Annotated in this window: 20 protein-coding genes; 10 read left to right on the forward strand and 10 right to left on the reverse strand. The window is 73.3% G+C overall.

Annotated features, from left to right (window positions below; all coding sequences use genetic code 11):
* Window positions 1-274 precede the first annotated feature (274 nt).
* Together RE027_RS14170 and RE027_RS14175 are read left to right on the forward strand one after the other, a co-directional pair.
* Window positions 275-892, forward strand: a complete 618-nt coding sequence (locus RE027_RS14170; RefSeq protein ID WP_368808916.1) for an ABC transporter ATP-binding protein — start codon at window positions 275-277, stop codon at window positions 890-892.
* The gene (locus tag RE027_RS14175) at window positions 889-2511 is read left to right on the forward strand and encodes a DUF6297 family protein (RefSeq protein ID WP_368808917.1); all 1623 of its coding nucleotides are present in this window, start codon (window positions 889-891) and stop codon (window positions 2509-2511) included. The genes RE027_RS14170 and RE027_RS14175 overlap by 4 nt, the downstream gene beginning before the upstream one ends.
* A gap of 446 nt (window positions 2512-2957) precedes the next feature.
* Here RE027_RS14175 and RE027_RS14180 read toward each other — a convergent pair whose 3' ends face one another.
* The 3 genes from RE027_RS14180 to RE027_RS14190 form a co-directional block, all read right to left on the reverse strand.
* On the reverse strand, window positions 2958-3443 hold the full coding sequence (locus tag RE027_RS14180; RefSeq protein WP_368808918.1) for a GNAT family N-acetyltransferase: 486 nt from the start codon (window positions 3441-3443) through the stop codon (window positions 2958-2960).
* A gap of 519 nt (window positions 3444-3962) precedes the next feature.
* Window positions 3963-4118 (reverse strand): hypothetical protein, encoded by a 156-nt coding sequence (locus RE027_RS14185; protein WP_368808919.1) that lies wholly within the window; start codon window positions 4116-4118, stop codon window positions 3963-3965.
* Between the two features lie 319 nt (window positions 4119-4437).
* Entirely contained in the window at window positions 4438-4863 is a 426-nt protein-coding gene (locus RE027_RS14190; protein ID WP_368808920.1) for an ACT domain-containing protein, read from the reverse strand.
* Between the two features lie 201 nt (window positions 4864-5064).
* Here RE027_RS14190 and RE027_RS14195 point away from each other — a divergent pair, with 201 nt between their 5' ends.
* Together RE027_RS14195 and RE027_RS14200 are read left to right on the forward strand one after the other, a co-directional pair.
* The gene (locus RE027_RS14195; RefSeq protein WP_438612442.1) at window positions 5065-5361 is read left to right on the forward strand and encodes a DDE-type integrase/transposase/recombinase; all 297 of its coding nucleotides are present in this window, start codon (window positions 5065-5067) and stop codon (window positions 5359-5361) included.
* 255 nt (window positions 5362-5616) lie between these two features.
* Window positions 5617-7080, forward strand: coding sequence for a protein adenylyltransferase SelO (locus RE027_RS14200; protein WP_368808921.1), 1464 nt, complete (start codon window positions 5617-5619; stop codon window positions 7078-7080).
* Window positions 7081-7168: 88 nt separating this feature from the next.
* On the opposite strand, the gene RE027_RS14205 is transcribed toward RE027_RS14200, so the two are convergent.
* Complete coding sequence (locus tag RE027_RS14205; protein WP_368808922.1) at window positions 7169-8617, reverse strand: phytoene desaturase family protein; 1449 nt, start codon at window positions 8615-8617, stop codon at window positions 7169-7171.
* Window positions 8614-9480, reverse strand: a complete 867-nt coding sequence (locus tag RE027_RS14210; protein ID WP_368808923.1) for a UbiA family prenyltransferase — start codon at window positions 9478-9480, stop codon at window positions 8614-8616. Before RE027_RS14210 ends, RE027_RS14205 begins: the two co-directional genes overlap by 4 nt.
* A 169-nt stretch (window positions 9481-9649) precedes the next feature.
* Between RE027_RS14210 and RE027_RS14215 the strand changes: the two genes are divergently transcribed.
* Both RE027_RS14215 and RE027_RS14220 read left to right on the forward strand, forming a co-directional pair.
* Window positions 9650-10843, forward strand: coding sequence for a glycosyltransferase (locus RE027_RS14215; RefSeq protein ID WP_368808949.1), 1194 nt, complete (start codon window positions 9650-9652; stop codon window positions 10841-10843).
* 165 nt (window positions 10844-11008) lie between these two features.
* Complete coding sequence (locus RE027_RS14220) at window positions 11009-11203, forward strand: hypothetical protein (RefSeq protein ID WP_368808924.1); 195 nt, start codon at window positions 11009-11011, stop codon at window positions 11201-11203.
* Window positions 11204-11219: 16 nt separating this feature from the next.
* Here the strand turns inward: RE027_RS14220 and RE027_RS14225 are convergent, their stop codons facing one another.
* Entirely contained in the window at window positions 11220-12341 is a 1122-nt protein-coding gene (locus tag RE027_RS14225) for an excalibur calcium-binding domain-containing protein (protein ID WP_368808925.1), read from the reverse strand.
* Window positions 12342-12642: 301 nt separating this feature from the next.
* Between RE027_RS14225 and RE027_RS14230 the strand changes: the two genes are divergently transcribed.
* Together RE027_RS14230 and RE027_RS14235 are read left to right on the forward strand one after the other, a co-directional pair.
* Entirely contained in the window at window positions 12643-13812 is a 1170-nt protein-coding gene (locus RE027_RS14230) for a mannitol-1-phosphate 5-dehydrogenase (RefSeq protein ID WP_368808926.1), read from the forward strand.
* Between the two features lie 124 nt (window positions 13813-13936).
* On the forward strand, window positions 13937-14431 hold the full coding sequence (locus RE027_RS14235) for a hypothetical protein (protein ID WP_368808927.1): 495 nt from the start codon (window positions 13937-13939) through the stop codon (window positions 14429-14431).
* A 136-nt stretch (window positions 14432-14567) separates the two neighbouring features.
* On the opposite strand, the gene RE027_RS14240 is transcribed toward RE027_RS14235, so the two are convergent.
* A complete protein-coding gene (locus RE027_RS14240) occupies window positions 14568-14873 on the reverse strand; it encodes a DUF4193 domain-containing protein (RefSeq protein ID WP_368808928.1) in 306 nt (101 codons plus the stop codon).
* A 180-nt stretch (window positions 14874-15053) separates the two neighbouring features.
* Window positions 15054-16295, reverse strand: a complete 1242-nt coding sequence (locus tag RE027_RS14245) for an FG-GAP repeat domain-containing protein (RefSeq protein WP_368808929.1) — start codon at window positions 16293-16295, stop codon at window positions 15054-15056.
* A gap of 322 nt (window positions 16296-16617) precedes the next feature.
* Between RE027_RS14245 and RE027_RS14250 the strand changes: the two genes are divergently transcribed.
* Window positions 16618-17253: a hypothetical protein gene (locus RE027_RS14250; protein WP_368808930.1), complete on the forward strand. Its 636-nt coding sequence runs from the start codon at window positions 16618-16620 to the stop codon at window positions 17251-17253.
* Here RE027_RS14250 and RE027_RS14255 read toward each other — a convergent pair.
* Both RE027_RS14255 and RE027_RS14260 read right to left on the reverse strand, forming a co-directional pair.
* The gene (locus RE027_RS14255; protein ID WP_368808931.1) at window positions 17250-17822 is read right to left on the reverse strand and encodes an MOSC domain-containing protein; all 573 of its coding nucleotides are present in this window, start codon (window positions 17820-17822) and stop codon (window positions 17250-17252) included. The two genes, RE027_RS14250 and RE027_RS14255, sit on opposite strands and share 4 nt — an antisense overlap.
* 13 nt (window positions 17823-17835) lie before the next feature.
* Entirely contained in the window at window positions 17836-18207 is a 372-nt protein-coding gene (locus RE027_RS14260) for a winged helix-turn-helix transcriptional regulator (protein ID WP_368808932.1), read from the reverse strand.
* A gap of 138 nt (window positions 18208-18345) precedes the next feature.
* On the opposite strand from RE027_RS14260, the gene RE027_RS14265 reads away from it, so the two are divergent.
* Window positions 18346-18990, forward strand: a complete 645-nt coding sequence (locus RE027_RS14265) for an NAD(P)-dependent oxidoreductase (RefSeq protein WP_368808933.1) — start codon at window positions 18346-18348, stop codon at window positions 18988-18990.
* Window positions 18991-19034: the final 44 nt, after the last annotated feature.

Below are 19034 nucleotides of genomic sequence, written 5' to 3' on the forward strand. Positions count from 1 at the left end.
CGCCAAAGGCCCTTCACCGACTTCGGGCATGGGCTCTACCGCCTGTCCTCGGGGACAAGACGAGGGCCCAGCCCAGAGATCGACCGTCCTCCTACCTGAGGTCACTTCTCCACCCCGCGCCTCCTCCCCCAGGTGGAGGCCTCGCGCAGGGGCTGCTCCTAGGATTGAAGGATTGCCCCCACACCTTGGAGTTGCTTCCATGCCTGGCCGTGCGCCGCTGATCGATGTGCGTGACCTGTCCTGTGGCTTTTCCGGGACACCGGTGTGCGGACCGGTGTCCTTGAGCGTGGAGCCCGGGCAGATCGTCTCCATCGTGGGGGCCAACGGGGCCGGGAAGTCGACGGTGCTGCGCACCATCACCGGACGCCAGGAGGCCCTGGCCGGTGCGGTACACTTCGCCGGCCGGCCCCGGCGGGAGGACTCGGCGGCGTGGCGGCGGGCGGTGGCGGCGGTGTTCGACGACGACGCCTGGTTTCCCGGTCTGAGTGTTCAGGAGCACCTGCGCTTGGTGGCCGCCGGGCACGGGATGGGCGACCCGGGGGAGGTGGTGGCCCGGGAGCTGGAGTTCTTCGGCCTCACGGCCCGCGCCCATGCGCTTCCCGATGCCCTGTCCTCGGGCCAGCGTCGCCGGCTGCTGCTGGCCGCGGCCTTCCTGCGTCCGGCCGAGGTGTTGTTCCTGGACGAGCCCGAGCAGCGCCTGGACCCGACCATGGTCGCTGCCCTGGCCGATCGCCTCCTCGCCCTCGCCCGGGCCGGGGCATGCGCGGTGGTGATCACCCACCACCCCGGGTTCCTGACCACGGTCTCGACCCGGTGTCTGTTGATCGACAGCACGGTCACCGAGGTGGACCCCGCCCGGGGCGCCGCCCTGATCACCGGAGCCCCACGGTGAATCCGACCACCACACCAGGGGCTGCAGCGAATCAGCTCGAGCACGGCGCCACTGCATTCGACCCATGGGCCAGCGCACGGGCCACGGCCAAACCCCGCACCCACCGGCCGCTGGGGGAACGGCTCACCGATCTCTACATCTGCTTCTTCTCCCTGGCCGTGATCGCAGCCATCACCGCCAGCCTGTTGCAGCACCCCAGCACACCCACCGTGACCGGTACCTCCTGGTTGCACCAGGCCCTCATCCCCGGTGATACGGGCCTGCCCGCACCGGCCGCCCTGGGTCTGGGGGTGCTTGCCCTGGGGGCCTTGGGGGTGTGGGTGCTGCAGGCCAGCGGCCCGGTCGCCGCCGACCGCGCCGAACTGGTGTGGGGGTTCCAGCTGCCGGTGGACCGGCGCCCGTTCCTGCACCGGGCACTGCGCCAGGTGCTCACCCGCGGCGCGGTGACCGGTGCCCTGGTCTGCGCGGTCATGGCCGTGGCGGTGGCGCTGAGCACGGGCCCCATCTGGGCCCTGCTGCCCCTGGCCCTGGCGATCACCGCGGTGGGGGCAGCCGTATCGGGGGCGGCCGTGATCCTCCAAGCGCGGTCGGCCCCGCGAGATGGCGGCAGCGCCCTCACCGGGGCGCTGCCCTGGGTCGTTGCCGGCTGCCTGGTCGCCGGAGCCGGGTGGGGGTTGCTCACCTGCCGGGTGAGCGAAGGCATGGCCGCGGTCGACGGCACGGTTCTGGGGTGGGTGCTGGACCCGGCCCCAGCGCTGGCAGCGGCTGCCGTCGCCCTGGTGCTGCTGGGAATCGCGGTGGTCCGGGCCCGCCGGTCCGTGGAGGGACTGGGCTGGGCGCAGCTGGAGGCCGGCAGCGGTCACGCCACGGTCGTTCGTGCCGCGGCCGCCACCTTCGACCTCCAGGACCTCTACCGGGCCCTGACCCCGCTGCCACGTCGTAGCCGTCGCGGCCCTCTGCTGGTGCCGCACCGACCCACCCGCCCCTGGGTGGCCCTGTGGCGGGCCGAGACCATCGGGTGGCTACGGCTGCCCGGCCCCTTTCCCCTCTGGACGGCTGCGGCCGGAGCGATGCTGATGATCGCCACCACCCCCGGCTGGAGCACCCCCGTCGTGGTGGTCCCGGCGCTGGTGATCACCGCCCTGATCGCAGCTGATCTCGCCGCCGCGGCCACCCGGATCACGGCCCTGACCCCGGAGGTGGAGACGATCCTGCCGATCTCGGCCACCGTCGCACGCCTCGTCCGGGTGCTCACCCCGTGCCTGGCCATGGCCGCCTGGACAGCCCTCGTCCTCGGTGTCCTCGGGATCCTGACCGGAACGGCTTCATTGGCTGTCCTTGGGGCTCTGACCGGGACCGGCCTCGGGGCCACCGCCGTCATCGGTGCCCGCCGCGCCCCGCTGGACTGGTCCGGTGCGGTGGTCATGACCGATGCGGGGTTAGTGCCCATCGGCGTGATCTCCCAGCTCACCGCAGCCCACACCTTCGGGCTGCTCGTCCTGATGCCGGCTGTGCTCGCCCTCGTCATGGGGACCGTCACCTGGCCGCTCCTGGGCACCCAGGCCCTGTTCAGCGCCGGCGCCGTCTACGCGGCCATGCGCCGCCCCAGGACTCCATAGGTAACAACCGCCTCACAGCGGAAGACTCGGACAACTCACCGATGGATCCCCATCAATACTGGGACGATGATGAGCCTGCTGAACCCACATGTTGCAGTAGGGGTTCCTACTCGCACTGCGGGCCCGCACGCTGAGTCGGGCGGCGAGTGCGTCCGGGAGCCCGATGTTGGGCTTCACAGACTTTGCGGAAGTGATGTCATGCACAACAAAGTCCGAGTCGCTGCGATCGTCGTTCTCTTCTTCGCGCTGGGCCTCTTCGCAGTCACTGAGTGGTTGCCCGCCTTGCTGTTTCTGCCCGCGGCAGCAGGTGCGCTGCTGGTGAACGAGGCCGGGATGTTCAGACCTGGGTGGCCCCGTAGCGACAGTGACCGTCCACGCACCAGACCGTCACCGGTCCATTGCGCATCATCACTGCCCGCATGGGGTTCCTGGGCGGTCCTTGCTGGCTACTGCGTCTGCACCAGGACGTAGCGGTCGAGGCCATCCTGACTGGCCTCCAGTCCGAAACCGCGGCGAGTGAGAACGCGGGCCGAGGCTGTGTTGGCCGGGTCGACGCGGGCGATCAGCCGGGCCCGGCCGTAGATCTCCGGGACCATGTCCGCAGCCAGGTCGACCATGGCCCCGGCCACCCCACGACCCCAGTGCTCGGGGGACACCCGGTAGCCGACCTCCACACCCTTCTCCCACCGAGTGGAGACGACCAGGCCGACCGCCTCGCCGGCCTCCTCGGCGATGGACCACCGGACGGCCCCGACCTGCTCCACCGGCATCCGCTGCAGGGCGGTGCGAAGTCGCTCCTGGATGAGCTGCGGCGCCCAAGGCCGACCGTCGCCCACGTAGCGGGTCACGCGTTGGTCGGTGGCCAGGTCGGTGAAGAAGGCGGTGTCCGTCTCATGGAACGGGCGCAGAGTGATCGAGGGTGGAACAGGCATCAGGAAGACCTTTGGAATAGAAGTGGATGGCCCGGCCACCGTATCCAACACCAGCGGAGTAACTGCACGCGGAGACCCGTGCTCACCCCGTGCAGTTGGAGTTCCCGATGGGCCAGTAGGGAAGGACTTCGAAGCCCATGAAGACCTCTGGGTTGGAGCCTCAGGTTGCGATCTCTGTGTGCGTCAGGTCCCGCTCGAGGCTCTCCTCACTCCTGCCTGCTTATGCCACGGCACAGCCCCACATCCCTGAGCTATCGGAAGGCCCCGGGGCCGTGCTCCGACGCACGCCTGGGATCGCTCGGGCGAGCTGTTTCACCTCATGGAGGTAATGAGCAGTGACCCACCGATTGATACCGCGCAGATCGTCAGGGCGGCCATCAGATCGTCAGGGCGGCCATCACGAGCTTCGTATCGCTTCACTGGAACTTGTAGCGCCCGGTGAACACCGTCACGATCAGCAGCACCATACAGGTCGAGTTCAAAGCGATGAGCGTTGCCTGCATGTCAGTCCCCGATCGTCTACGGCCCTCCGCTGCCCATGCGATCGCCGTGTTTCTGGGCGTAGTCCTTGATGCCGGCGGTCACCGCCTTGCGGATCACCCAGTAGAGCACCAGCAGGGAAACGATGAGCATGAACAGCGGGATGAGCAGTCCGACAGTGAAGACCTCAGTCATGGTGGACCTCCTGGTAGATGGTCCTTGCACACTACGAGGGAAGGGTGCTCCGAGGTGGCGTCCTGATCGACCTCAGTTGTTGCGTTGGGGGTATATCCGGCGCCACCGGTCATCCGGTCGCGCACCAAAAGTGGTGACGGCAGCCTGTCGTGGGCACTGCATCACCACATGAGAGGCCCCTGGGCGATCGCGGCCTCCGCCGAATCCGAGCTCGGCGCAAGGATCGTCGGAAAGGGGCGTCGGATCAGCCCACGAGAACAGACGATCGCTGATCGAGCTCGCCGCACCGACAGCGCCGACTCGGACGAGCCGATGCTGCTCAGCGGTCCTCGTCCAGGGAACCGTTGTCCGTCAGGTCGTGGAAGGTATGACCCGCCGCGATCAAGCTCGACCTCGCAGCTGGAAGGGCTCGAAGAGGGACGAGCACCAGATCCGCGGATGCTGTTGAGGCCACGAAAACGGGGATTCCCGCCGCCGACAAGGGCGCGATCAGCGAGACGGTCATGCCGGGGGTGTCGAGGTCGTGCGCTGTGCCGCCTGTGTACAGAGCGACCCAGTTCCCCTCGTCCCCCGCGGCTTCGACCACGGTATGGTCGTCAGCCATCGACACCGTGATCAACCGTTCGGCGTCAGCAGTGACTTCGTGCGCCGATCCACCCACGAGGTAGCAGCCAGGGAGCCGACGGACGTCCTGAGCCACGATGGGTACGGTCACATTTCGCGGGGTAGTCTTCTGCACAGTCACTGGGCGAGGTTACAGCGCGGACGGGGGGAAGCAGGGGGAGCACCGCCGTTGTCGGGATGACGCCGGTGATCGTCGGAATCTCGTGTCTGCCTGAGCTCGCCAACAGATGCACGGCATGAGCCGTGTGCGCAGACCAGGTCGTACCTGGAGTGTTGCGGGGAGTACGGCAGACGCTCCGCCTCGACAGCGACGGCCCCGGACCTGGTCGAGCGCCGATCCACCGCCGAGGCCCCGAACAGGCTGTGGGTCGCCGACATCACGTATCTGCGGACCTGGGAAGGATTCCTGTACCTCGCCGTGGTGATCGATGCCTGCTCGCGGAAGGTGGGCGATGGCCGACCACCTCCGGACCGAGCTGGTGCCGGACGCGGTCGGCATGGCCATCCTCACCGGCGAAGCCCGGGCCCGGACCGATCCACCACGCGGACCGCGGATCGCAGTACACCGCCTGCGAGTTCGGCCGCACGTTCCTCGCCGCCGCCGCTCCCGACTGGGTGACCACAGCCCCACCGACCACGAGCAGCAGCTCGTGACACAGAAAGAGGCGTCCGCCTGACGGGGGTCACGTCACGCGGACCGGCACAGCTGTGGACGGTACGTCGCCGACTCGTTGCGGCACGTGCGGCAGACCGCGCAGCGCCCGCCCATCACGACCGAGGGGCGGGCGTGATGGAGCCGGACACGGAACAGGAGGCCCGGATCGACCGGTGACGGGGCTGGTCCCGTGGCCCGGCCCCCTGTATCATAAGTAGGATGATCATCTCATCCCTGTCGGCGGTCTCCCTTCAGGGCGGTTTCGCCCGGGAGCTCGGCGAGATGTCCTTGCCCTGGCGTGCCGACGAGGTCGCCGACCCGCAGCTGCTCGTGCTCAACGAGCCGCTCGCCACCGAGCTCGGACTGGACCCCGCCGCGCTGCGGAGCCCGGACGGACTGCGGCTGCTGGTCGGCAACCTCGTCCCCGACGGTGCCACCCCGGTGGCACAGGCCTACTCCGGGCACCAGTTCGGCTTCTTCAACCCCCGCCTGGGCGACGGGCGCGCCCTGCTGCTCGGCGAGCTCGTCGACCCCGAGGGCCGCCTCCGCGACCTCCATCTGAAAGGCTCCGGGCGCACGCCGTTCGCGCGCGGCGGCGACGGGCTCGCCGCGATCGGCCCGATGCTGCGCGAGTACGTCGTGAGCGAGGCGATGCACGCCCTGGGCATCCCCACGACGCGTTCCCTCGCCGTCGTGGGGACCGGACGGCGGGTGCGCCGCGAGACCCCGCAGCCGGGAGCCGTGTTGGCCCGGGTGGCGAGCAGCCACCTCCGGGTCGGCAGCTTCCAGTACGCCCGGGCCAGCGGCGACGCCGAGCTGCTGCGCCGCCTCGCCGACCACGCCGTCGCCCGCCACCACCCCGGGGCCGCGGCGGCCGAGCGGCCTCATCTCGCGCTGTTCGAGGCCGTCGTCGCGGCCCAGGCGTCCCTGGTGGCGCAGTGGATGCTCGTGGGCTTCGTCCACGGGGTGATGAACACCGACAACATGACGATCTCGGGCGAGTCCATCGACTACGGGCCGTGCGCGTTCATGGACGCCTTCGACCCGGCCGCCGTCTACAGCTCGATCGACGAGCGGGGCCGCTACGCCTACCGCAACCAGCCGGTCGTGGCCGAGTGGAACCTCGCCCGGCTCGCCGAGGCCATGCTGCCCCTCTTCGACGAGGACCAGGAGCGGGCGGTCCAGCTCGCGGAGGAGGCGCTCGGTGCGTTCGGCTGGCACTACAGCACGGCCTGGACGACCGGCCTGCGCGCCAAGCTCGGTCTGCGCCCGGAGCACGGCGCCGAGGTCGTCTCCCCGCTGGCCGAGGAGCTGTTCGCGCTGCTCCACGCCAACCACGTCGACCACACGTCCTTCTTCCGCGGCCTCGGCGCGGCGGCCCGGGGGGACGTCCGGCCCGCCCGGGACCTGGTGCTCGACCTGCGGGCCTTCGACGACTGGGCCGGGCGCTGGCGCGCCCTCGACCCCGACCCCGGGGTGATGGACCGGACCAACCCGGTCTACATCCCGCGCAACCACCTCGTCGAGGAGGCGCTCGCGGCCGCCACGGGCGGCGACCTCGACCCGCTCGGACGGCTCCTGGAGGCGGTGACCGCGCCCTACGAGGAGCGCCCGGGCCTGGAGCGCTACGCCGCCCCCGCGGCGGAGGACTTCGGCCCGTACATCACCTACTGCGGGACCTGAGGCCCGGCGGCGGACCGGGACGGCCCGTGCCCGGGGGTGGACGCCCGCCCGGCCGGTCCGTGCCGGGGAGCGCCCCCGTCCGTGCGGATCAGGACGGCGCGGGCAGGTGCCGCAGCAGCCGGTCCGTCGCCATCATCGCCCCGCCCAGCACGGCGGGCAGCCCGCCGCCCGGATGGACGGAGGCCCCCACCCGCCACAGCCACGGCCGCAGGAGGCTGCGGTGGGACGGGACGTGCAGGGGACCGCTGAGCCACGTCGGGCGGACCGCCCCGTAGAGCGCGCCCTGCGCGGAGCCGTGCACGGCGAAGGACGCGGGGTCGAGGATCTGCGCGCTGCGGAAGTGCTCCCGGAGCGGGGTCCGCAGGCCCAGGACCTGCGTCGCGCGGGCGAGCTCGCGCGCCACGAAGGGGTCGTCCAGCGTGTACGCCTTCCCGTTGGCCGGAGCGGTCAGGAGCAGGGCGAGCGTGGGCGCGCTGTTGGGGTAGACGCCGTGGGCCGGGTAGTAGTTCGCGAAGGCCATGGTCTGGGCGGGCTCCGCCCCGGCCTCCAGGCTGGCGTAGAGCTCCGCGGGACGGTCCGGCAGGATGACGCTGTGCCCGGGCGTTCCCGCGGGGAGACCGGACTCCAGGACGGCGTAGATCGCGATCGCCGAGCAGCTGAGCGTGCGCGGCCGCCGCGGAGCGCGCCCGGCGAGGAGGCCGCCCAGCCGGTGGGCGTCGACCCCGCTGACCACGGCGTCGGCCCGGTACGCGCCCCCGGCGGTGACGACCCGCCCCCGGGCGACGGAGGTGACCGGCTCGCCGGTGCGGATCTCCACGCCGGCACCGACCGCCAGCCGGCGCAGGGACTCGACCAGCTCGTACACCCCGCCCCGGGGGATCCAGACGCCGTCCCGGGCCATGACCGCGGGCATGCTCGCGTAGAGCGCCGGGGTGCGCGAGGGGCTGACGCCGGCGTTGAGGGTGTGGATGGCGATCACCTCGCGCAGTCCCTCCGGCATCCAGGTGAGGCCGTCGAGATAGCTGCGGGTCGTCAGGCGCGCCCCGTAGAGCCGTCCCAGCGCGGCCAGCGCGGGATAGGAGCTCCGGTCCAGTGGTGCGGTGGTGAGGAGCCGGGTGAGGTCCGGGCCGAGCCCGCCGTGCTCGGCCTCGAAGCGCACCCACGCGGCGTGCCAGGGATGCCCCGGCGCCACCGGCAGCTCGCACCGGGTGCCGTGGTAGTAGTACGTCCCGACGCCGGGCAGGCGCTCCAGCTCCAGGCGGGCGAGCTCCGCGGCGCTCGGGACACCCTGCGCCGGCTCGGCCGGGCCGGCGCCCCGCAGCGCGTCCAGGCGGCGCAGGAGCTCCTCCCACACCCCCGGGAAGGTGACCAGGGACGGGCCGGTGTCCATCCGCTGCCCGGCCTGCTCGATGCGCCGGCTCTTGCCGCCGACGTGCTCGGCGGCCTCGAGCACGGTGACGCGGTGGCCGGCGTGTCCCAACAGGGCGGCCGCGGTGAGCCCGCCGATCCCGCCGCCGACGACGACGACGCGGCTCACGGGTACAGCCCCAGGATCAGCGCCGCCGCCAGCTGCACCCCGGCCACGGTGCCGGCGACGTAGGGGAACGCGATGGAGTACCGGTAGAGCCGGTGGCCGGTGGCCGGGGCCGGCTCCCGCAGGAGGGAGACGACGAGCCACCCGGCGATCAGCGCGTTGACCACCGCCACCGGGACGTTGACGAGCGCGAAGCACAGCACGGAGAGGGCCCACCACGCCCCGCTCCACCAGCCGGTGCCGCGCGGGCCCAGCCGGACCGCCGTCGTGGTGATGCCCACCGCGCGGTCCTCCTCGATGTCCTGGACGGCGTCGAAGGCGTGCTTGGCCACGCTCCAGGCCATCAGGCCCAGCGCCGCCGGCCACACGGGGGCGTCCCCGAGCGCGTAGGCCGAGAACACCAGGGGGAACGCGTAGGCGGCGTTGCTCAGGGAGTCCAGGAAGGCCCGGGCCTTGAAGCGCAGCGGCGGCGCCGAGTAGAACACGAAGACCAGGACGTACGCCGCGATCCAGCCCAGCGCGGCGGGCCCGAGCGTGAGCGCGAACCAGGCGACGAACGGCAGGTTGGTGACCAGCACGGCCACCCAGATGGTGCGCACCTCGGAGGACCTGATCCGCGCGCCCTCCAGCGACCCCTTCCGCGGGTTCAGGGCGTCGGTGTCCTGGTCGAAGATGTCGTTGACGCCGTAGATCAGCAGGTTGAACGGCAGGCTCAGCCACAGCAGCAGCGGCACCGCCTCCCACCGCAGGAGCGAGCCCGTGAGCCACATGCCCAGCACGCCGGGGCCCAGGGTGTTGATCCAGAGCACCGGCCGCGAGATGTGGACCATCCGCTGGGCGGCGGGGGACAGGCCTGCTGGTGGCACGGAGCTGATCCTCCTCGGACGGCGGGCACCCGGGTGGATCGGGCACGTCCCACCCTACGTGGCCCGCGGGGGCACCGGCCGTGCGGGCGGCCCGGACGCATGGCGAGGGGAGGGGGTGTCCCGCCGGTTCGTGCGCGGTCCCTCCCCGGGGCAGACTGTGGTCGTGCGCATGATGCTCCTGACCTCCGGCACCCGCGGCGACGTGGAGCCGTTCGCCGCCCTGGCCCGCTACGCCACCGCCCGCGGCCACGAGGTCCGGCTGGGCGTGCCGGAGCGTACCGGCGTGGACCTGTCCGGGCTCGACACCGTGCGCCTCGGGGTGGACTTCCACCGCCTCCTGCGCACCGACGGGCTCTCGCCGCGCACGGCCGTGCGCCACTACCGCGCCGAGGTCCGCCCCGGGATGCGCCGGATGTTCTCGGCCGCCGTGCGGGAGACGCTGGCGTTCGGCCCGGACCTGGTGCTGCACCACCCGCTGGTCCTCACCGCACCGGCCGTGGCCGACGCCCTGGGCGTCCCGCGGGTGCTGACCGAGTTCGTCCCCGTGGCCACGCCCACCCGCTTCTTCTCCGCCCCGGGCGGGCCCACGGTCAGCGCGGACCTCGGGCGGTTCAACCGGGCGACGTACGCGGTGCCCCGCAGCGCCGCGCGCCTGTTCCGCGCCGACGTCGAGCGGGCGTGCGCGCAGCTGCCCGGCGGCAGGGCCCCGGCGCCGCGCTCGGCGTCCCGCGCCACGCTGATCGGGGCGAGCCCGCACCTGCTGCCGCGGCCCGCCGACTGGCCGGCCGCGGTCCACCTGACCGGGGCCTGGCACGAGCCGCCGCAGGACCCGCCGCCGGACCCCGTACTGGACGGGTTCGTGCGCGGCGGCCCCTACCTCGTGGCGACCTTCGGGTCCATGGCGGCGGGCGACGCGACCGCCCGGGGGCGGGCGGTCGTCGAGAGCGCGCGCGCCCACGGTCTGCGGACGCTGCTGCTCACCGGGTGGGGCGGTCTGGCCCTGCCGGAGGACTGCCGCGGCGACGACGTCCTGGTGGTGCCGGCCGCGCCCCTGGCCGCCGTGCTGCGGGCCGCGGCCGTGGCGGTCCACCACGGCGGGGCGGGCACCGTGCACACCGTGGCCCGCGCGGGCGTCCCGTCCGTGGTGGTCCCCTTCCTCGCCGACCAGCCGTTCTGGGCCCGGCAGCTCCACCGGCTCGGGATCGCCCCGGCCCCCGTGCCGTACCGGAGGCTGACGGCGGGGACGCTGGTCCCGGCGCTGGGCGAGGCCCTCGCCCGCCGGGAGCGGGCCGCGGCCGTGGGCCGCACGGTCCGGCAGGAGCAGGGACTGCGGACCGCCCTCGACGTCCTCACCGGCCTCTGAGCCCGGTCGCCGTCCTCCGCCCCGTCCGGCCCGGGCCGGGCCGCACCGCTCCCGCGTCCACGGGGCCGGTCGCTCCGCCCCGGTTGCCCCCGCAAGAGGGGTCAGACGGGGCCGGGTGCGCCGTGCCACGATGCCCGAGGCACACCGCCGAGGAGAAGGGGTACCATGCCGGGCCAGATGACGCTGCTGTTCATGAACCTGTTGCTGACGGTCGTCCTCGTCGTGGCGTTCTGCCTGCACCTGGGCGGGTGGCACTGGTGGTTCCCGTGCCTGTGGCTCGTGGGGATGGCCCTGGGCTCCGTCTGGAGCGCGCTGTCCCGTCCGCGCCCGGCGGGGCCCGAGTGGGCCGGCAGCTGGTAGCCCCCGGGTCCCCGGTTCAGCCCTCGCACGCGACGCCGTCGGCGTCGCGGTCCAGGGCCTGCCGGTAGCCGGGGTCGCCGCGGTGCAGCGGAGCGGCGCCGGCCTCCCGGGCGGCCGCGCAGTTCCGGTAGTGCACGTCCGCCGGGACAGCGGGCACCGGAGCCTCCTGGACGGGTGCCGGGACGGGCGACGGGACGGCCGGGGCAGCGGACTCCGCGGTGGACCCGCCGGGGATGTCGCCGAAGGGGGCGCCCTCGGGCAGCTGCTGCTCCGGGCAGGTGGCGAGCACCTCGGCCATCGCGTCCTTCTCCGGGACCGTGACCCACAGCCCGTACCGGGACTTCACCGCGATCTGGATGGCCACCATCTCGCAGGCGAAGGCCTCGTGGGGCGGCAGCCACCCGGACGCGTCGTGGTCGGACTTCGACCCGTTGGCGGGCCCGTCGACCGCGAGGAGGTTCAGCGGGTCGTTGGCCAGCGCCACGCGGTCGGCCTGGGAGAGCCGGCGCGCCCCGGTGACCCACGCGTTGCCGAGGGAGACGACGTGGTCCACCTGGACGTCGCCGGAGGTCGCCACCCCGCGGACGAAGGCGATGGTGGACCCGGTGTAGGGGTCCTCGAGGGTGCCGGTGGCCACCGTGCACCCGTCCTCCGAGGTGACGTCGGTCAGGTCCCGGGCCAGGACCTCGTTGCGGGTGTCCTCGCAGTCGCCGTCCGCGTCGATCCATCCGCCGAACAGCGCGGCCCGGTCGTAGTCGGACATCGTCCCCGCCGCGGCCACGGTCAGCTGCTCCAGGGCCGGCAGCGCACTCCCGGGCGGATCGGCCGTCCGGGCGGGGGTGTCCGCGGGCGCCGGCGTCACCGTGGTGACCGACCCCGGGGTCCTCGTGGCCGTCGGCGACGGGCCGGCACCGGGCGTGGCGCTCGCCGGCGGGGAGGACGTGGCCGGGACCGTGGACACGGTGCCCAGGACGGGCGTCGGGTCGCTGGAGGCCGTGCTCGAGGCGCACCCGGTCAGCAGCCCGAGGGCCAGGACCAGGGACGCGGCCCGGGACCAGGCACCGGGGCCTCGAGTGACGGGGCCTCCGGTGACAGGGCCTGCCACCCGGGCAGGGGCGGACGGGGGGAAGCTGCTCATGGTTCTCCTGGGGGAACGAGGGGGAAGGCGCCTCGAGGAGAGGGTGCGGGCGGGGGAGCGCGCACGAGGCACCCTCCAGTTCTACGGCCGACGGCGCTCGCGTCCGCCGCGGCGCGCCGGGGACGAGGCCCGGGGCACGAGTGTGACCCCCGGTGTCCCGGCCCGGGGACGTCCGCCGGGGGCTCCGTCGCCGGGGGCCCTCTGGGAGTCGTCACGGGGCTCGGGGCGGGGAACAGGTGTCCTGCCGGGAGGCGGCGCGTACCGTGGGCGATGTGATGGACGTCTTCGGGAAGGTGAACCCATGAGCACAGCAGTGCACTTCGGTGCGGGCAACATCGGGCGGGGTTTCGTGGGGCTGCTGCTCCACGAGGCGGGCTACGAACTGGTCTTCGCGGACGTGGCGGCGCCGCTGATCGACGCGCTGGCCTCGACCCCCGCCTATACGGTGCACGAGGCGGGGGAGGGAGGGCGCGACCACGTCGTCGACGGCTACCGGGCGGTCAACTCGGCCACGGACGAGGCGGAGCTCGTGCAGCAGCTGGGCCGGGCCGAGCTGGTCACCACGGCGGTGGGGCCGAACATCCTCAGGTTCGTGGCCCCCGCCATCGCCAAGGGCCTGGCCGCGCGCCCCGCCGGAGCACCGCGCCAGGCGGTGATGGCCTGCGAGAACGCGATCAACGCCACGGACCTGCTGGAGCGGGAGGTGCGGGCCGCCGCCCGGGCCGAGGGCCTCGACGACGCCGCCGTGGACGCGCGGGCGCTGTTCGCCAACACCGCCGTGGACCGCATCGTCCCCAACCAGGAGCCGGGGGCGGGCCTGGACGTGCGGGTGGAGCCGTACCTCGAGTGGGCGATCGAGAGGGGCCCGTTCGGGGACGCCGTCCCGGAGATCCCCGGAGTGACCTGGGTCGACTCGCTGGGCCCCTACATCGAGCGCAAGCTGTTCACGGTCAACACCGGCCACGCGGCCGCCGCGTACTTCGGCCGGGCGGCCGGGAAGCAGAAGCTCTCCGACGCGCTGGCCGACCCGGGCATCCGGGCCAAGGTCGAGGCCGTGCTGCAGGAGACCAAGGCGCTGCTCGTGGCCAAGCACGGCTTCGACCCGGAGGAGCAGGAGGCGTACGTCCAGAAGATCCTCACCCGCTTCGCCAACGCCGAGCTGCCGGACACGGTGGACCGCGTGGGCCGGGCCCCGCTGCGCAAGCTGAGCCGGCACGAGCGGTTCACCGGACCGGCCGCCGAACTCGCCGAGCGCGGCCTGGGCACGGGGGCGCTGCAGGAGGCCATGGCCGCGGCCCTGCGCTTCGACGCCCCCGACGACCCGGAGGCGGTGCGCCTGGGGGAGATGCTCCGCGGGCCGGACCCGGACGAGGCCCTCGCCACGGAGCTCACGGGCCTGGAGCCCGGGCATCCGCTGTTCGACGACGTCGTGGGCATCGTCGCGGACGCCCGGGCCGCCCGGCGCGGCTGAGACCGCCGGGCTCGACAGGGGCGGGCGCACCGGACTCCGGTCCGGGGCGCCCGCCCCTGTCGGACGGCCCGCCCGCCCCCGGATGAGGGGTCAGACAGGACGCTCCCCGGGGTGCGAGGATGCGATGACCGGGCACGTCCGAACAGGGGAGGGCCACGTGCTGACCAGCACCGACAAGACGCTCCTCGGGCTCTGGCTGCTCCCCGTGGCCCTCGGTCTCGCCGTGGGATGGCGCACGGGCGACGACGAGGGCCAGGTGCTGCTCTTCGTCACGGCGCTCGTGGCCGTGCTGTACCTCGTGGTGACGGCCGGCATGCTCCACCACGCCCGGTACCGGCGCCGCTGGGCCGACGTCCTCGGCGCGGGCGGACCGGCGGGCCCCGACCTCGACGAGGACCCGGCGGCGTCGCCCGCCGGTGCCGAGACCCTGGGCGAACGCGGGCGCCGGGTCGCGGTCCGTGCCCTGCCGCTGCTCGTCGTCATCCCCGCCGCCGTCCATCTCGTCGTCGCCGAGGGCGGCTGGACCTTCGTGGTGATCGCGGCGCAGCTCATCACCGTGGTGACCATGGCGGCCCACGTCCACGCGAGCGCCGCGGAGCCCGGGCCCGCCGTCCCGTAGCCGGTCCCGGGCACCGCGGTCACCGAGAGAGCGCCACCCGGCGGGGCCGGGTGGCGCTCTCTCGGTGACGGGCGGTCCGCGCCGGAGCACGACGTGGTGCCCGGGCGCTGTGCGGCCCGCCTGCCCTCGGGCGGGTTCAGTCCTCGCAGTCGGTGCAGTACCGGACGCCGGCGGTGGTGCGGGCGAGCTGGCTGCGGTGGCGGACCAGGAAGCAGGACCCGCAGGTGAACTCGTCGAGCTGCTCCGGGACGACCTGGATCGTCAGTTCCTCGTGCGAGAGGTCGGCGCCGGGCAGGTCGATGCCCTCGGCGGTGTCGAAGTCCTCGGTGTCGATGACCGCGGTCTGGGTGGCGGCGCTGCGCTGGGCCTGGATGGCCTCCAGGGACTCGTTGGCCGGCTCGTCCTCGGGCCGGGTGCGCGGGGCGTCGTAATCGGTGGCCATGGTGGGGTGCATGCTCCTCTGAGCGGGAAGTGGGGTGTTGACATGGTACAGAACCGAGACGCCGCGCCGGCTATTCCGGGGTCTCCGTCACACCGCCCGTTCCTCGTCCGCCCCCGCCCGCACGGCGGCGCCGCCCCCGTCCGGGCGGGGGCGGCGCCGGTCGTGCCGAGCCGGACCGGCTCAGGAGAGCTGGACGTACGTGGCCGAGTGCCCGAAGCCGACGACGTCGTCGCGACCGTCGCCGTTCACGTCACCGAGCTCGCGCGGATAGCGATCCTCCGTCCAGCCGTCGTCGTAGCCGAAGGCGTCCACCTTCAGATAGGTCGGGCCGTACGTGTTGTTCGCGCGGCCGTGGGCCACGTAGACCCCGGCGTTGCCGAAGCCCACGAGGTCCTGGATGCCGTCGACGTTGATGTCGGCGTGCGTGCGCAGGTGCCGGTCGCCGTCCCATCCCTGGGCCTGTCCGAAGTTGCGCGGCTCCAGCTCGACCCCGGTGTACTCGCCGTGGTTGAGCGAGTACGCCGTGTAGACCCCCGCGTAGCCGTAGCCGACGATGTCCGCGGACGCGATGGGCTCGACGGCGTAGATGTTGACGTCGGCCAGCATCCGCGGGTGCTCGCCCACGCGCCACCCCTGGGCGTAGCCGAAGTCGCGGATCTCCAGCTCCGGCTGGGTGAACGTGTCCCCGGGCCGTGAGAAGTACGAGACGTACGTGCCGGCGTGGCCGAAGCCCACGATGTCGGCCGTGCCGTTCCCGTCCATGTCCGCGAGCATCCTCGGGTGCATGTCGGTCCGCCAGCCCCGGTCGTAGCCGAAGCTGTCGATGCGCTTGCCCGTGCCGGTGAACGTCCGGTCGCTCTGGCCGTGGGAGATGTGCACGCCGGAGTGCCCGAAGCCCACGATGTCGGCGGTCAGGTCCCCGTTGAGGTCGGCGAGCTGACGGGGGTGCCGGTCGACGCGCCAGCCCTGGTTCCAGCCGAAGTCGCGGACCTTCAGCACGGGCGCCGTGAAGCTGCCGTCGCCCTGGGAGTAGGAGACGTAGACCCCGGCGTTGCCGAAGCCCACGATGTCGTCGCGCCGGTCGCCGTCGACGTCGGCCAGCGTCCGGATGTGCCGGGCGTTGCTCCAGCCCTGCGCGGCGCCGAAGTCGCGCACGCTCATCATCGGCGGGCCGAAGGTGCCGTCGGCCCGGCCGAGGGCGACCTGGACGCCGGCGTTGCCGAAGCCGACGACGTCCGCGCGGCCGTCGCCGTTGACGTCGGCGAGCTCGCGCACGTGCTGGTCCACGCGCCAGCCCTGGCTGTAGGAGAAGATGGGCTGCGCTGTCGCGGCCTGGGCCGCGCCGCCCATGGCGATCCCGGTGGCGGCCAGCGCGGCCGCCGAGGCGCCGCCGAGGACGCGGGAGGTGAGTGAGTGTTTCATGGTGGGTTCCCCGAAGTGGTGAGAAGGACCGTCGGCACGGGTGCAGGAACGGTGTGCCGCAGACGTCGGTCGGCCCCCAGCCGACCGGTGGACGTTCCCCGGTGTGCGGTGCGCCCCGGGGAACGGACGAGACCGGGAGCGGGCTCCCGGTGCAGCGATGCACGAGAAGAGAACCTCAGTTTACGACTGCAATGAGATGGTCGCCAGGGGCGTCGTCGCCTGTGACGTCTCGTTCCCGCGCCCGGGTCCGTGTCCTGCCGGGCACGGGCGCGAGGGACCTACCCTGGAGCCGGGGGTGGGTGCCGTGTCACGGAGGACCGCGATGATCGTGCTGGGAGCCCTGCTGCTCGCCGCCGGGGTGCTGCTGCTCCTGGAGGCGACCGGTCTCCTGGGGGTCGTCGGGGTGCTGTGGGGACTGCTCTTCGTCGCGGGCGCGGCGGCCTTCTGGTCGCTGTTCGCCACGGACGCGTCGACGTGGTGGGCGGCGATCCCCGGGGGAACGCTGCTGGGCCTCGGCGCGCTCGTGCTGATCGACGAGGCCGGTGTGCCCAGCAGCGAGCAGTGGGGCGGCGCGGTCTTCCTGTGCGGGGGAGGGGCGGGGTTCGCCGCGGTCTACCTGAGCGACCACCGCCGGTGGTGGGCCATCGTCCCGGCCGGTGGGCTGATCACCGTGGCGCTGCACGCCGTGGTCACCGCCGCGCTCCAGGGGGACTCGGCCGCCGCAGCCGTGTTCTTCGCGGGGCTGGCCGTCACGTCCGCGCTGGTCGCCGTGCTGCCGACCGGCCCGGACCGGAACCGGTGGGCGTGGATCCCCGCCGCGGCCCTGGCCGTCCTGGCGGTGCTGATCGCCCTGGAGGCCACCGTGCTGCTGTCCGCGGTCGCCTCCGTGTGGCCCCTGGCGCTGATCGCGGCCGGTGGAATCCTCATCCGGCGCGCGCTCCGGCGCCGGCGCGCCTAGGGCAGCCGGGCCGGGCGCAGCCGGACCGCGTCCCCGGCCCGGTCGGGCTCGAGCGGCACCGGGCTGAGCAGCACGGCCGGTCCTCGGTGCAGGACCCCGTCGGACAGCGGCCGGCAGCGCAGGCCTCCTCGCCCGCGCATCGCGGCGTGCGCTCCGGGGGCCAGCACCCGGTCCATCCAGGCGCAGGGGTGGGCGGGCCGCCCGCCCCGCAGGCGCACCAGCTCACCGTCCGACTCCAGGGCGAACTCCTCGCCCAGCAGCGGGGCCAGCTGGGCGCCCCGCAGCACCACGTTGCGCCGCGCCAGCATCGGGTCGAAGGGACCGGCCCCGAGATCGTCGGCGATGGCCTCGAGCGCCTCGACCGCGAGCAGGGTGACGGCCGCGTCCATGTGCGCGGCCTTTCCGAAGAACCGGTCGCCCACGATCCCCTTGCCGGTGACCAGCTCGGCGCGCTCGGCGTCGGCCGTGGGGACGTCCGCGGCGCCGTCCCGGGCGCGGCCGAAGTAGGCGTGGCCGGGGGAGACGAGCAGGTGCAGGATCTCCACGTCGTACCGGTAGGTCGTGCTCATGCCGCCCGGCCCCTCACCGGCTGCGGGCGGCGTCGTAGCGGTCCCGCGCTGCGAGGACGTCCGGCATGTGCGTGACCGCCCAGTCCTCGAGCGCCCGCAGCGGCTCCTGGAGCGTGTGCCCGGCCTCGGTGAGCTCGTACTCCACCCGCGGCGGGATCTGGGCATACACCGTGCGGGTCACCAGGCCGTCGCGCTCCAGGGCGCGCAGGGTCTGGGTCAGCATCTTCTGGGAGACGCCCTCCACCCGGGCGGCGAGCGCGGAGAACCGCAGCGGCCCGCCGGTCAGCGACCCGATCACCAGGACCGTCCAGCGGTCCCCGATCCGGTCGAGCAGCTGCCGGGACGGACAGTGCCTCTGGTAGGGGTCGGCAGGGTGCTCGCTCATGGGTCTCCTCGTCGGTCACCGGGGGTCGGTCACGCACTTTCCGGTGCCTGCTTCCCGGCAGCGTGTGACTTACCTACAGTAACCAGCGGCGGTTCCGCACGGAATCCTGTCCGTCCCCCTCTCGAGGAGAAGCAGTCCATGGCACGCATCACAGTTCTCGGCGGCACCGGCTACGCTGGCGCGCACATCGTGGCCGAGGCGGTGGCCCGAGGTCACGAGGTGACCTCCGTCAGCCGCAGCACCCCGGCGGAACCGGTCGAGGGCGCCACCTACCGCACCGGCTCGGTGCTCGACGACGCCGTCCTCGCCCGGGCCGTCGGAGACGCCGACGTGGTCGTCGAGACCGTCTCCCCGCGCGGCGAGCTCGAGGGCAGGCTCGAGGGCGTGGTCGACCGGCTGGCCGTGCTGGCCGAGGACGCCGGAGCGCGACTGGGCGTGGTGGGCGGGGCCGGGTCCCTGCTGGTCGCGGAGGGCGGGCCGAAGCTCATGGACACCGAGGGGTTCCCCACCGAGTTCCTGCCCGAGGTCAGGACCGGTGAGGCGCTGCTGGAGGCCCTGCGCGCGGCGCCGGAGAGCCTGGACTGGTTCTACGTCAGCCCCGCCGCCGAGTTCGGCGCGTGGGCCCCCGGGGAGGCCACCGGCACCTTCCGCATCGGCGGCGACGTCCTGCTCACCGACGAGGACGGCCGGTCCTTCGTCTCCGGGGCCGATCTGGCCACGGCGGTCGTCGACGAGATCGAGCGCCCGGCCCACTCCCGGCGGCGGTTCGGCGTCGCCTACTGAGCGACCGCCCCGGCGTCCCTCCGCCCGGCGCTCCTTTTCCGGTG

This window comes from Kocuria sabuli (genome assembly GCF_040981185.1).
Lineage (GTDB): Bacteria > Actinomycetota > Actinomycetes > Actinomycetales > Micrococcaceae > Kocuria > Kocuria sabuli.